Below are 13,163 nucleotides of genomic sequence, written 5' to 3'. Positions count from 1 at the left end.
GGGGGGGGAGGTACAAGAAGAGCCCCGTAGGGACGGGGCTCTCTAAGGGGCGTTGTTACTTGTAGAGGTCAGGCTTTTCGTTGAGCTTGACGGTCACGGTGGAGCCGATATTTTCTACGGCCTCAATGCCGGCTTCACAGCAGGCGGTGGCGGCATAGCCGTCCCAGGCGGAAGGGCCAACCTGCTCACCGGCTAGGGTGGCGTCGATCCAGGCCTGGACCTCACGGTCGTATGAGTCCTGGAAGCGCTCAACGAAGCCTTCGGTGATCTGGTCGATTCCGGCGGTGAGGTGGTCTTTCTCGGTGATCGCCCGGGTGGTGACCTGGTAGCCGTAGTTTGAGACAACGTGGGTATTGACGGTTACGAGAACTCCTGAAGTGGTTTCCATAAGAACCAGGGCGGGGTCCTTGAGTTCAGGGTTGAGGACGTCTGCTGACTTCTTACCTGCGCGAACCTGGACGGTGGAGACCTCTTCGTTGGTGAAGTAGCGGACGGCATCAAACTCATGGACTACAGTGTCGTCGATGAGGTTGCGACCGGTGTACCAGTCGGGGACATCGGGGTTGACGTGTTCCAGGTTGAGCTGGAGAAGTTCACCGTATTCACCGGTGTCCAGCTTAGTCTTGATGTCCTGGTACCCTGCATCGAAACGGCGGTTGAAGCCTACCTGGACCAGCTTCTTGCCGGCCTTGACTTCGGCTTCAACAACTCGCCAGGCAGACCCCGAATCGGTAGTGAGGGGCTTTTCACAGAGGATGGGAAGCCCACGTTCGATAGCGGGAATCAGGACAGCTTCGTGGAGGAAACCGGGTGTTGCAATTAGGACGGCGTCAACGGTATCGGAGTCCAGAGCCTCAAGGAAATTAGTGTAGACCTTGGCGCCTTCGATACCTTCGATAGCCTGGGTTGCTGCTTCTTCATTGATGTCGATGACGGCGGTGAGGCGGGCCTTCTTCATGCGGTCGCGAATGCGGGAGATATGATCTGATCCCATGCGACCAGCGCCGACGACGGCGATACGGAGTTCTGCGCTCATGAGTGTCCTTTGTTGGTAGCCACCACATTACCTGTGATGAGCATAACTGTTGTTGCTCTTAAAGAGTGTCCTACGATACTTAGTCCTGTCAATTGTTTGTAAGAACAAAATCAATAATTGACCTGGTCTACCCATATTGTATATATGACCTAACAAAGCTATAGTGGTGTGTAGCACAGAACAATCCCAGGGGTGACCTGCAGAGTTGCACAAACCCTTCCATAGATATTTACGGAGAACACGGTGAAAATTGCGTTGGATCCCACCCCCTTCCACCACTCCCACAGCCTGCTGGAGTTTCCTCGTCTCGCCAAAGACCTGGGATACGACTACCTGCAGATGACACCCCACGCCGACTTCATTCCCTTCTTCAACCACCCCAAAGCCGACGACGAGCTTGTTCGCCAACTGGCTCAAGCCTGTAAAGACGCCGAAGTAGAAATTGCCTCCCTCCTGCCCGTCCTCCGCTGGTCCTCCCCAGACCCCGACGCCCGAGAAGCCGCCGTACGCTACTGGAAGCGTGTTCTCCGCATCGCCGTTGACCTCGGCGTCCAGCAAATAGGAACCGAATTCTCCGGCCGCCCAGAGCTCGCCGAAGAATCAGAACGAGCCTTCTACCGCTCCATGGAAGAACTCCTCCCCATCATCGAACGAGAGGGCCTACACGTCGCTATCGACCCCCACCCCGACGACTTTGTCGAAAAAGGCCTCGCCGCCTGGCGGGTCATCCGAGGGGTCAACTCCAAAAACCTGGGCATGGTCTACGTAGCCCCCCACACCTTCCACATGAAGGACGCCCCCCTCGACATCATGCGTGCAGCAGGAGACCGAATCCGAATCGTTCACGTTGCAGATACCATGGATCACCACCGCTCCCACGGTCTCCGCTACATCACCAATCCCCCGGGCAACCCCGTCCGCGTCCACCAGCACCTCAAAATCGGCGATGGAGACGTCAACTGGCAAGAGTTCTTCTCCGGCCTACAAGAAATCGGATTCCTCGATAACCCCGATACAGTGATGGCCTCATCAGTCTTCGCAGAAAACGAAAACGCCCACGAAGTATCCACATACCAACTAACCACCATGAAAAACATGGTCCAAGAGGCTCGTAAGGCATAGTTATTCAACGAAGATAACTTTTGAATAGAAAGATCATAAAAACATGAGTCATGCAGTTTCTGCCAGCGAGAGCAATCTGCCCCCGCTCACCAAAGGACCCCACACCCGCCGACTGGGTCAAGTAGCCACCGTCGCCACCCTCGGCGGCCTCCTCTTCGGGTACGACACCGGCGTGATCAACGGTGCAATCGACCCCATGACCGCAGAGCTCGGGCTAGAAGCATCAGGCATCGGCCTCGTCACCGCAACCCTGCTGGTCGGCGCTGCCCTGGGCGCAATCTCCATTGGCTACCTGTCAGACGCAATTGGCCGTCGCAAGACCATCCTCCTGCTAGCTACCATCTTCTTCCTCGGCGCAGTTTTATGTGCAGTTGCACCTAACTTAGGCATCCTCCTGGTTGGTCGTGTTCTCCTGGGCCTCGGCGTCGGCGGCGCATCCACCGTCGTCCCCGTTTTCCTCGCCGAACTCGCCCCCTACGAAATCCGCGGATCCCTCTCAGGCCGAAACGAAATGATGATTGTTGTCGGCCAGCTAGCTGCCTTCGTCGTCAATGCAATCCTGGGCACCACCATGGGCCACCTCGATCACGTCTGGCGAATCATGCTAGCCATATGTGCCCTACCTGCAGTCTTCCTCTTTATCGGCATGCTCCGCATGCCCGAATCTCCCCGCTGGCTACTCTCCAAGGGACGCAAGGAAGAAGCTATCGCCGTCCTCAAAACAATCCGCTCCGAGGACCGTGCTCTTGCCGAAGCCCGCGAAGTAGAGAAGTCCCTCGAACGAGACTCCAGCATGGTCACCCCCTCCTTGGGCTCCATGATCAAAGACAAGTGGATCTTCCGTATTCTGCTCGTCGGTATCGCCCTGGCTGTATTCCAGCAATTCACCGGTATTAACTCCATCATGTATTACGGAACCATCGTCCTGCAGGACGCCGGTTTCTCCCATCAAGCAGCCCTCATCGCTAACGTAGCTCCCGGCGTGATCGCCGTCCTCGGTGCCTTCGTAGCCCTCTGGATGATGGAAAAAATTAACCGCCGCACCACCGTCATCACCGGCTACTCCCTGGTCACCCTCCTCCACCTCCTCATTGGCCTGGCTTCCCTCGCCATTCCCGCAGATTCCGCCGCCCGCCCCTGGATTCTGCTTGTTCTTATCGTTGGCTTTGTCGGCTCCATGCAGACCTTCCTCAACGTCTCCACCTGGGTGCTACTCTCTGAAATCTTCCCCCAGCAGATTCGCGCCTTCGGTATGGGTACCGCAGTATTCTGCATGTGGATCGCCAATGCAGCTATCTCCTTCACCTTCCCCATTGTTCTTGAGGCTGTTGGCTTGAACACCACCTTCTTCGGCTTCGCCGCCATCAACGCCGCAGCCGTCCTCGTGATGGTCAAGTTCCTGCCTGAAACCCGCGGAAAGTCCCTGGAAGAAGTAGAAGTCGGAGTAACAACCGGCGCTATCTACATCGTCCAGCCCAAGGACATCAAGCGCTAAAACCCCCGAAGCGCAGGCCGCCCACCAGAAATCTGGCGGGCGGCCTTTCTTTAACCGAGAAGAAGATAGAGAGCTCCAAACAAGGTCGTCACACCGACAAGACGATCAAATACGGTCTGACTAATTATTCCTGCCAGAAACCTACCCAAAAAGGCACCAATTACCACAGCAGGAGCAAGAAAAGAAGCCACAGCTAAGGAATCAGGAGTAATGATCCCCAGCCCCAGGGAAAAAGGGAGCTTACAGAGGTTAACCACGGCAAAAAACCAGGCAGCCGTTCCCAAAAAAGCCTTCACATCAAACTGTGCAGCGAGAAAATACATACTCATCATGGGGCCACCAGCGTTAGCGACCGTCGTCGTGAAGCCAGCAAGAGCCCCGTACCCTAGACGACGGGCCCGTGACCCTCTCTGAGAGCTGACGACTCCAGCCCTCTGTTGGGTATGCCGCTGCCAGAAAGTCACACCGAGAGCCGCAAGGAGAATCCCCCCAATCAGCTGTTTAACCCCGCTATCTGTTGCCTGAGCCAGGAAGAGAACCCCAGCCAGAAGACCTACCAAAACGGCAGGAATCATACCGAGTAGGGTGGGCCAATGGGCGTGCTTGCGGTACATAGCTAGAGCGAAAACGTCACCCACCATAAACAAGAGAAGGACGATTCCGGTTGACGCCTTAGCCGGGAGCAAAGCTGCCACAAGGGCCACAGAAACAGTATTAATTCCCGGGATAGCCGTCTTTGACAGACCGGTAAGAAAGGCTGCTAGCGCGAGAAAAGTCCAGGTAAGAGCTGGGAAATCCATGATGCCCCTTTATGTGCGATATGGCCAGGCAGAAAATAGACGCACCACGCCCGGGATGGGCGGGGTGCGTCCGATGAAAGGAAGGGCTACTGGTCAGCGGTAAAGGGCAGGCGGGGGTCGATATCTTGCCCCTCCCAGGTGTTCCGGACCCAGCCGTGGTGGGGGTCGTCGCTAATGAGCCAATCACGGACAGGGCCGGGGCCTGCCATGACATTCAGGTAGTAGAGATCGTAGCCTGGCGCTGCCATGGCCGGACCGTGCCAACCGTAGGGAACCAAGATAACATCGCCGGTACGGACTTCTTCATTGACATCAATGGGACGGTCATCTGAGGCATAAACCCTCTGATAGCCAATCGCGTCAGTCGCTTCAGCCGGAGCGCCGGGGGTGGGTCGAGTTTCGAAGTAATAGATTTCCTCAAGGGCCGTTTCGCCGTCCTTTTCCTCATCGTGCTTGTGGGGAGGGTAGGAAGACCAGTTGCCACCAGGAGTAATCACTTCGCAGACAATAATCCGGTCTGCTTCGAGAGACGCCGGGGTGCCAAAGTTATGTACCTGACGGGAGCTGGTGCCGGCGCCCCGGAGTTCAACGGGAATTTCGTCCTTGGTGATATGGCGCGTGGGGTAGTCCTTGTTAGCCGGGCCAGACGCAACCGCGACCCTCACGCCGGGGGCTGCAGTTAAGGTGACTTCGGCGTTCACTCCGGTGTAGAGGACGTCGGCGGGGCCGTGAAAAACACTGGGGCGCCCGGAGAGGTGGTAGGTATGACCTTTGACGGTTACGCTGACATCACCGGTCAGGGGGACGATGATTCGTTCCTCGTGGGTGGCCTCTAGGGTAAGAGGTGCATCGGTAAAGGTTGCGGTTTTAACGCCGGTATGCTTCCAGCCGTCGACGGTAGTGGATGAGTCAGATGCTCCAAGGGAAACATCCCAGGGGCCGTCCTGGGCAGTGCCGGCAGGGTAGAACCAGTTGGTCATTTTGCTTTCCTTCCTTACTGGGAGAGGGTCATCTCAAAGGTGTAGAGGTCTGCACGGTAAACGTGGGAACCCGTTTCAATGCGCGTTCCTACGTCGTTCATGATGGTGCGCTTCATGGTGACGAGGGCAGCACCGGGGGTGGTTTCAAGGTGCTCCGCTTGTTCGGCGGTGGCGACGGTTGCGCCAACTTTTTGGTGGCCGACGCTGAATGTTGCGCCTAGGCTTCTCATCGTTTCGTAGAGGCCGTTCTCTTCAAGCATGGCGGGGGTGATGTCGCCGATGGATGTGGGTACCCAGTTTTCCATGAGGGCGAGGGGGGTCTTGTTCTCATAGCGGATACGGCGGATGTAGTAGACCCTGGCCTTATCATCTACCCCTAGCTCTTCTGCGATGAAGGGGGGAGGGACGATGGTATCAAAGGTGAGGACGCGGGTGCTGGGGTCGATGCCGCTGCGGGCTAGGTCGTCGTAGAGGGAACTGAGGGAGAGGGGGCGTCTGATCTCGTTAGAGACGACCTGGGTGCCTACTCCGCGCTTACGGACGAGCAGACCAGACCGGACGAGCTCGTCCATGGCCTTGCGGACGGTTGGGCGAGAGAGGTGGAGGGTTTTGGCGATATCTAACTCATTGGGAAGCATTGACCCAGCACTGAGGGTGCCTTCGGAGATAGCGTTGCGGATACCCGTAATGAGCTGGTGATAGAGGGGAACCGGGGAGCTGCGGTCGATGCTTATGGGGGGTAGGAGCGTCATAGTTCGAGTCTTCTCGATAATGTTACTTTGTAATTACAAAATCAGATTACAGGATTTTCACGGAATATTCGCATGGATGAAGGAGTTCTTTTCTGGAAATTTTTCGTAATGATTGAACTTTGTAAGGACAAAATGTAGGGTGGGTATGGCTACAGAAAGGAATGGCTATGCCCCTTGTTCGAATCGACCTCAATGAATCTCATACTCCCGAGCGTGCTCGTACTATTGCGGATGCTGTTCATGAAGCTATTGTTGAGGTCTATGGCATCCCTGTCCGTGACCGTTTCCAGATTATCAATCGTCATCAGCCCGGAGAAATTATTGCTGAAGATGCTGGTCTGGGGTTTGATCGTAGTGAGGGTGTAGTTATGATTCAGATTTTCACCCAAGAAGGTCGCTCACCAGAGGCTAAGCAGGAACTTTATGCTCGTATAGCGGAGAAGCTGGGGCAGGTGGGAATTGCTGGTGAAGATGTGTTCATTGGTTATGTTGAGAACACATTTTACGATTGGTCCTTCGGCTTCGGGGTCGCCCAATATGTTACCGGGGAACTGGGAGTGCCCAAGGCCTAGTGTCTCACTATGTTGCCTCTGAGTGGAGGAGAAGGCGAGCCGATCGGCTCGCTTTCTCTCGTTAAAAGTCGTTTGCTCTAGTCAAATCTCTCACCCTTGGGGTTACTGGGTAGGGCTGAGAGCGCGAAGGCTGCGAGGGAACCTATAAAAGGGAATGCATGAATCCACATCCAATGACCTGACAAATTAGCATCATGGAGGCGTCGAACCGAAAGCGACAACGTAGGCACGCCAAGTGCTACAAGCGCCGGAGCACTAAAAGCCAAGGAAGTCATCTCAGCTCTGTTAAAACGTTGTTTACGCGCTGCCTGTTCTTCTTGCGTCTCGGGCATGCCTGGGGCCGGTCGATCAGGGAAGGGCCAGAAGGCATCCTTATTGTGAGGCCCTGTATAGGAACCAGGGTTTCGGGATCGGTCGTAACGTCGTGCCGCAATATCGCATGCCATCAGCACACTCAAGGCAAGCATATTGGGCCACCAGAACTCACTACGAGATGCCCGCCCCGAGAAGGTGAAGGTCTTGGCGAACATGCGACGTGTTGCTAGAAGGGGGCTTGCTCCTGGAATAGGCTCAGGGGAAGAGAAAAGAGGAGTAGTCACGGAAAACCTCCTTGTTAGTCCGTCTACCATATTCTACAGAGGAAACGTGAGGGGCCAGCTTTCATTGGCGCGTCTGTGGATAACTTCTGCAATACTCGGTCATAAATCCGCCGGGCACCCCGGAGTTATCCACAGATTTTTAAAAGACCTAGTGGGAACATGAATTTTTGCCCATACTGGTGCCATGAATAATACCTTTCAGCACCCCGAACGTCCGCCGCGCCCGCTACCTACCGCCCCGCCTTATCCGGCCCACCCCGGTCAGCCCAACGCATACCCGCCCCCGGGTACCGGGCAACATGCAGGCACTGTCCAGCACCCAGCTGCCCATTACCCTCCAGCGGTTCACCTGCCGGAACAGACAAAGAAGCTCAATCCCTACGGCACGATCTCCCTGGTCATGATGCTACTCATGACCTGCATAGGGCTCGCCAACTTCATCTTCTTCGACTGGGAACTCAGCATAGCCCTGCCCACAGGGTTTACCTGGCTTGGAGCCATGGGGCTGGCAATAGGGGCCCTCTTCGTGAGAGGCCGAGAGAAAATAACCGCGATTTTTGCCCTGATTTTGGGGGTGTTGATTATCGTTGCTGCCCCGCTGTTCTTCATTCTCGCCATAACCTTCATCATGTGGGTGGGAGGAGGCTTCGCCTAGAGGATGAGGTTGCAAGCCTACCCCTCATACCCCGGTATGATTTGTCGTTTTCTGGGCATCAACCGGGTGTTGTCTGGGCAGGTTAGCACTTACACTAAAAAGAGAACTGCACCACATTTATCTCCGCTAGTGAAGGGCCAGCACCATGAGCACAACCCCCACACCCCCGACCCAAGCACCGGAAGCTGCGCACCGGCGTCCGCCTGCCAAAAAGAAAATGAGCACCCTCACTAAGGTTCTCATCGGCCTTGCTGTAGGCATCATCGCGCTCATCGCCATCGGTGCGCTGTTTGTGGGTAGCATCTTCGGCAGCAGCAACACCGCCCAGAATTCTATTCCCTCCACCGACTACCTGATTCTGAGCGACGACGGTGTCAGCAACAAGGTGCGGGTGGACGGCACCATCGCCCCCGGTGAGGTCCGCTCCATCACCACCCACCTGACCAGCCCCATTAGCTCCGTTGAGGTAGAGGTAGGCGACCGGGTTGAGCTCGGCCAGACCCTAGCCACCATCGACACCTCCGCTGTGCAGGGCGATCTCGACACCCAGCGCGCCCAGCTCGACGGGGCCGTCACCAGCGCTCAGGGCGCCCTGACCGCAGCGCAAACCGCCTACGACCAGTACAACCAGGGAATCGCCAACGGCACCAACCCTGAAATTCTGGCAGCCCTCGCCACCCAACGCTCCGCCAACGAACAGGCATCCCTGGCAGCCACCGACCTGAACGCCAAGTACCAGATGCGCGACCAGGCCGCTGCCGCCGGTGAAGACCTCACCATGATCAACGCTGAAGTCGCCGCCGCTGAGTCGGCCCTGCGCCTGGCAAACGGAGCAAAGGCGGACGCAGATACCAGCGTCACCACTGCCCGCAACTCCGCCAACACCCAGCTCGCAGCCCTCGAAACCGAGCTCAACAGCGCCCGCACCGCCCTGACCAGCGCAGAAACCACCCGTGACCAGACCCTCGGGGCCCTGCAGGGCGACCTCACCTCGGCCACTCTCACCTCGCCTATCAACGGCGTGGTCATGAGTGTTGCCAAGCCCGGTGCGCCTGCGACCGGCCCCGTCGTTACCATCGGTGACGACTCCAAGCTCACCATTACCACCAGCGTCCGCGAGGCTGACGTTGCCACCATCAAGGAAGGTAACCGCGTCACCTTCACCGCCGGAGCAACCGGAACCAAGGAATACTCGGGCACCGTCACCTCGGTAGCCTCCATCGCTGACTCCGCCCAGCAGACCGACCCTGAGGCCGCAGCAGCGGGCATGGCAGCCGGTGGTTCACCCACCTTTACCGTCACCATCGAAGTTACCGGTGACCGCGACGGCCTCTATCTGGGATCCTCCGTCAAGGCCAGCATTATCACCGCTGAAGAAGAGAGCTCACTGGCTGTACCCCTCGATGCGGTCTACACCAACGACCTGGGGAGCGAGAGCGTTGTAGTAGCTGTGCCCAACGACGACGGCTCCTTCACCCTCGAAGAGCGCTCCGTTGAAACCGGCCTGGCCAACGAATTCGACATTGCCATCACCGGCGGCGACGTAGCCTCTGGCGACATGGTGCTCACCTACGGTGAGGCCTACCGCTACCGCGTGGGTGAAACCGTCACCCTCAATGCCGGCACCAGCTTCGGGTGGTAGCCATGAGCACCCTGCTCGATATGCAAGGCATCGTTAAAACCTTCAACGCGGGCACACCCAGTGCCATTACGGTGCTCCCCGGCGTTGACTTTCACGTCGACCGCGGTGAGTTTGTGTCGGTGGTGGGCCAGTCCGGCTCGGGTAAAACCACACTGATGAACATCATCGGCCTGCTCGACCGGGCCACTTACGGCTACTACACCTTCGCGGGCGAGAATATACCCTCGCTCAGCGACGATGAACTGGCCTACTATCGCAGCCAGAACATCGGGTTCATCTTCCAGAGCTTCAACCTGGTGGGCCGTATTTCTGCCCTCAAGAATGTGGAAATGCCCATGATGTACGCCGGCATCAACCCCCGTGACCGTCGCGAACGAGCTGCTCACCTGCTAGAGCAGATGGGCATGGCCGACCGCATGAATCACAGCCCCGCGGCTCTCTCGGGCGGTCAAAAGCAGCGCGTTGCTATTGCCCGCGCCCTGGCCAACGACCCGCCCCTGCTCCTGGCAGATGAGCCCACTGGCGCCCTGGACTCCCAAACCGGCCGTATGGTCATGGACCTCTTCCACGAGCTCAACCGCGAGCAGGGCAAGACCATCGTCTTCATTACCCACAACCCCGAACTGGCGGCTGAGACCGACCGTATCGTCACCATGGTCGACGGTCGGATTACAGAGGAGGTTACGCAATGAACGTGCGTGAATCAATCTCCCTAGCCCTGGGGAGCCTGCGCAACAACAAGATGCGCTCCTTCCTCACCCTGCTCGGTATCATCGTGGGTATCGCTTCGGTCATTACGATTCTGACCCTGGGGCATTCGCTCAAAACCCAGGCCTCTGAGTCGATTGTGAGCTCCGGTGCCAACGACCTGATGGTGAACGTGGTGCAGCGCCCCACCGAGGAGCAGGAAGAAGCGGGGCTGACCTCCGGCCCCATGCCCATGGGTATGCCGAACGGGGAATACATCGAGCCTACGGCTGAGTCCAAGTTCGACGAGGATGACATCGCCCGCCTCAAAGAGGCCCTGGGCGATAACATCGCGGGTATTCCCCTCGGGGCAAACTCTTACACCAGCGTAGATCTCAGCGCTGGTGGGAGCGAGGCTCCTTACGCCAGTGCCCAGTTCGTCAATATGGACTACCTGGAGCTCAACCCGGTCAGCCTGGTGGCGGGGCGTTCTCTGACGCAAGCCGACATGGATGCCAAACGACCGGTTATCCTGCTTTCAACTGATCAGGCGTACCAGCTCTTTGGCGACCCCCAGGCAGCAGTGGGAAGTGAAATCGATGCGCAGTTTGGCATGACCTCGCGAAGCCTTATGGTGGTCGGGGTCTATCAAACCGAGTCTGTGGGCAGCGGTATCTTCGCCTACACAGGGCCGGGCACAGTCTACCTACCGATTTCGCTGGAGTCTGACTTCAACTCCTATAACAGCGACGGCTGGAATAGCATCACCGTGCGCCCGGCTGAGGGCAAGGACCTGGGCCAGGTCAAGGCCCTGCTCCAGGCCCACCTGACCAGCATGTACCGCAGCGATGACCAGTTCATGGCCGAGATTCAGGACTTCTCGGCGATGACCGAGCAGTTCAACGCGGTTCTGGACGGCATCAGTGCAGCCATCTCGGCTATCGCCGGTATCTCGCTACTGGTGGGCGGTATCGGCGTTATGAACATTATGCTCGTGACCGTCACCGAACGTACCCGCGAAATCGGTATCCGCAAGGCCCTGGGGGCAACGCGAGGGGCAATCCGCCTACAGTTTGTGGTCGAGGCCATGATGGTCTGCCTGGTTGGCGGTATTCTGGGCGTCCTTCTGGGCGGTGGCCTGGGTATGCTGGGTGCCAACATGCTGGGCACCTTCGTCTTCCCGCCGCTCAGCGCCGTCCTCCTAGCCCTGGGTTTCTCCCTGGCTATCGGCCTCTTCTTCGGCTACTACCCGGCTAACAAGGCAGCCAAGCTCGACCCCATCGACGCCCTGCGCTACGAATAAGTAGAAGCAAAATCTCTGTAGGGGTGGTTGGAAATCTACCGCAGATTTGCCATTACTACAAACCTGCGGTAGTTAACCCCATGAATGAGTTATACAGCTTTTTATGAAATTATGATTGGGTTTGATCTATTTTCTGAATTAAATTATTAGCCCACTCCACTGCTTCAGCTACAGTTTCAAGGACGTTAAGATCAGTATGAGCTTCTTCGTAAAGGCTATGCCAGTCCTCTCCCACTTCGATGGTTGGAGGCCATTCCTGAGCTTTGCGATAGCCGAAAAGTCGGCAACAGGTTTGCCGAAGAGATTTGTAGTCAATTTTCTCTTCGTTGATTATCAACTGTAAATCAACCAAGTCACGCGCACGATCACTATTGACTGCTGATACGGCATGAAGTTTCTGAGCGATTTGATGATCTAGCTGCATAACCGGTACAGGATTTGGCTTTGGTAGGCCCACATCAACAAATAGTTGGGTTAACGCATCTGAAATTTTAAGTTCAGGGTCTACGGCGGCGTCTATTTCGTTATGCCCTAGCTCAAACGGAACTGTGCACCAAGACTTGCCTTTATATTGCAGTTTTATCTCAAAGGGTTGCATAACATAGCCTGTTGGGACACCAGCAGGTCGAGGTGGGGACTTCTCTACAAGGTTACCTGTAAAGCCATTCCAACCCTGCTCTAAAGATTCTTCAAACTTTTCTTGAAAGGTCTCTAGCTCGTTACGGCGGGCCACATCAAGGTCTCGGGTAAATCTGGCGCCTTGTCCGTACCGTATAGCCATCGAGCTGCCGCCCTTGATGGCTCCATCAGGAAGCATTTGACCAACGATAACTAGTGCCAATGCCGTCCGATAACGCATCTCTGTTTGGCCTTGCTTCGTTGCAGCATTTTTTATTCGATCTTTGAGAGCTCGTAAATTATTTGGACGGTTATCTTCCATAGCTTATCTCCTGTATTATTTTTTTCCACTCCTTTGATGTTATCAGTCCCTGTTGTCTAGCTTCTTGAGCAGCTTCTTTAAGTCGACTAGGCTCAATTCTCCTTCGGCACTCGATGATTGCATCAGCTACTGTCTGTGCTGGTATGCCCTCATATTCCGTGATTTTTAGACCAAATTTAGCTTTCGACAGTTTGATATAAGAAGGTAGGGAGGGTCTAGCCGGACGCGGTGAGGCTACGTGTATATAACGAGGGTTGACTAATGCAAGCTGGTGCATAGCGAGTACACTTTCTCCGTGGATGTATGCCCCTTTGCCCACTCTTAATACGGCTTCTGCTAGTTGGTCATACCCTCTCGGGTCTTCGGGAATGCTTTCATCTCGATATAGACCGTAGGATATGTTTCTCAGGCCCCCCTTTTTTCTGTGTGCAAGCTTTGCTAACTCACCTGCTGGTATGCTCAATTCCAAGGCATCTTGGGTTGTGATATATCCGTAGTTGTCCATTGCAACCTCGTGCAGGATTTCTCTATAACTTTGCTGATTCATCCTTACCTTTGTGGTGTTAGACCTTAATAGGGT

General features: G+C 56.1%; 14 protein-coding genes. 7 read left to right on the top strand and 7 right to left on the bottom strand.

Annotated elements, in window-relative coordinates:
• Positions 1–55: 55 nt before the first annotated feature.
• Positions 56–1,036, bottom strand: a complete 981-nt coding sequence (locus L6758_RS07985) for a Gfo/Idh/MocA family protein (RefSeq protein WP_237186349.1) — start codon at positions 1,034–1,036, stop codon at positions 56–58.
• 243 nt (positions 1,037–1,279) lie between these two features.
• On the opposite strand from L6758_RS07985, the gene L6758_RS07980 reads away from it, so the two are divergent.
• Positions 1,280–2,158 carry a sugar phosphate isomerase/epimerase family protein gene (locus L6758_RS07980; protein ID WP_237205398.1) on the top strand — a complete coding sequence of 293 codons (879 nt, stop codon included), beginning with the start codon at positions 1,280–1,282 and terminating at the stop codon, positions 2,156–2,158.
• 43 nt (positions 2,159–2,201) lie between these two features.
• Positions 2,202–3,653 (top strand): sugar porter family MFS transporter, encoded by a 1,452-nt coding sequence (locus tag L6758_RS07975; RefSeq protein WP_237186345.1) that lies wholly within the window; start codon positions 2,202–2,204, stop codon positions 3,651–3,653.
• 50 nt (positions 3,654–3,703) lie between these two features.
• Here the strand turns inward: L6758_RS07975 and L6758_RS07970 are convergent, their stop codons facing one another.
• The 3 genes from L6758_RS07970 to L6758_RS07960 form a co-directional block, all read right to left on the bottom strand.
• Positions 3,704–4,453, bottom strand: a complete 750-nt coding sequence (locus L6758_RS07970; protein WP_237205399.1) for a sulfite exporter TauE/SafE family protein — start codon at positions 4,451–4,453, stop codon at positions 3,704–3,706.
• An 86-nt stretch (positions 4,454–4,539) separates the two neighbouring features.
• Positions 4,540–5,433: a 5-deoxy-glucuronate isomerase gene (iolB, locus tag L6758_RS07965; RefSeq protein WP_237205400.1), complete on the bottom strand. Its 894-nt coding sequence runs from the start codon at positions 5,431–5,433 to the stop codon at positions 4,540–4,542.
• Positions 5,434–5,447: 14 nt separating this feature from the next.
• On the bottom strand, positions 5,448–6,185 hold the full coding sequence (locus L6758_RS07960; RefSeq protein WP_237205401.1) for a GntR family transcriptional regulator: 738 nt from the start codon (positions 6,183–6,185) through the stop codon (positions 5,448–5,450).
• Positions 6,186–6,352: 167 nt separating this feature from the next.
• Here L6758_RS07960 and L6758_RS07955 point away from each other — a divergent pair, with 167 nt between their 5' ends.
• Entirely contained in the window at positions 6,353–6,757 is a 405-nt protein-coding gene (locus L6758_RS07955) for a tautomerase family protein (protein WP_237205402.1), read from the top strand.
• A 77-nt stretch (positions 6,758–6,834) separates the two neighbouring features.
• Here L6758_RS07955 and L6758_RS11125 read toward each other — a convergent pair whose 3' ends face one another.
• A complete protein-coding gene (locus L6758_RS11125; protein WP_369126954.1) occupies positions 6,835–7,287 on the bottom strand; it encodes a DUF805 domain-containing protein in 453 nt (150 codons plus the stop codon).
• Positions 7,288–7,540: 253 nt separating this feature from the next.
• On the opposite strand from L6758_RS11125, the gene L6758_RS07950 reads away from it, so the two are divergent.
• The 4 genes from L6758_RS07950 (at position 7,541) to L6758_RS07935 (ending at position 11,643) form a co-directional block, all read left to right on the top strand.
• The gene (locus L6758_RS07950; protein ID WP_237205403.1) at positions 7,541–8,011 is read left to right on the top strand and encodes a hypothetical protein; all 471 of its coding nucleotides are present in this window, start codon (positions 7,541–7,543) and stop codon (positions 8,009–8,011) included.
• A gap of 217 nt (positions 8,012–8,228) precedes the next feature.
• Positions 8,229–9,653, top strand: a complete 1,425-nt coding sequence (locus L6758_RS07945; RefSeq protein ID WP_237205404.1) for an efflux RND transporter periplasmic adaptor subunit — start codon at positions 8,229–8,231, stop codon at positions 9,651–9,653.
• A 2-nt stretch (positions 9,654–9,655) separates the two neighbouring features.
• The gene (locus L6758_RS07940; protein WP_237205405.1) at positions 9,656–10,345 is read left to right on the top strand and encodes an ABC transporter ATP-binding protein; all 690 of its coding nucleotides are present in this window, start codon (positions 9,656–9,658) and stop codon (positions 10,343–10,345) included.
• Positions 10,342–11,643, top strand: coding sequence for an ABC transporter permease (locus L6758_RS07935; protein ID WP_237205406.1), 1,302 nt, complete (start codon positions 10,342–10,344; stop codon positions 11,641–11,643). The genes L6758_RS07940 and L6758_RS07935 overlap by 4 nt, the downstream gene beginning before the upstream one ends.
• Before the next feature lie 109 nt (positions 11,644–11,752).
• Here L6758_RS07935 and L6758_RS07930 read toward each other — a convergent pair whose 3' ends face one another.
• Together L6758_RS07930 and L6758_RS07925 are read right to left on the bottom strand one after the other, a co-directional pair.
• Positions 11,753–12,583, bottom strand: a complete 831-nt coding sequence (locus tag L6758_RS07930; protein WP_237205407.1) for a nucleotidyl transferase AbiEii/AbiGii toxin family protein — start codon at positions 12,581–12,583, stop codon at positions 11,753–11,755.
• On the bottom strand, positions 12,573–13,130 hold the full coding sequence (locus tag L6758_RS07925) for a type IV toxin-antitoxin system AbiEi family antitoxin domain-containing protein (RefSeq protein ID WP_237205408.1): 558 nt from the start codon (positions 13,128–13,130) through the stop codon (positions 12,573–12,575). The genes L6758_RS07930 and L6758_RS07925 overlap by 11 nt, the downstream gene beginning before the upstream one ends.
• Positions 13,131–13,163 lie beyond the last annotated feature (33 nt).

It is taken from the genome of Rothia nasimurium (assembly GCF_928382285.1).
In the GTDB taxonomy this organism is placed as follows: Bacteria; Actinomycetota; Actinomycetes; order Actinomycetales; family Micrococcaceae; genus Rothia; species Rothia nasimurium_E.
Note: the sequence above shows the minus strand (reverse complement) of the source record. Positions and strands in the feature narration are given on the sequence as shown.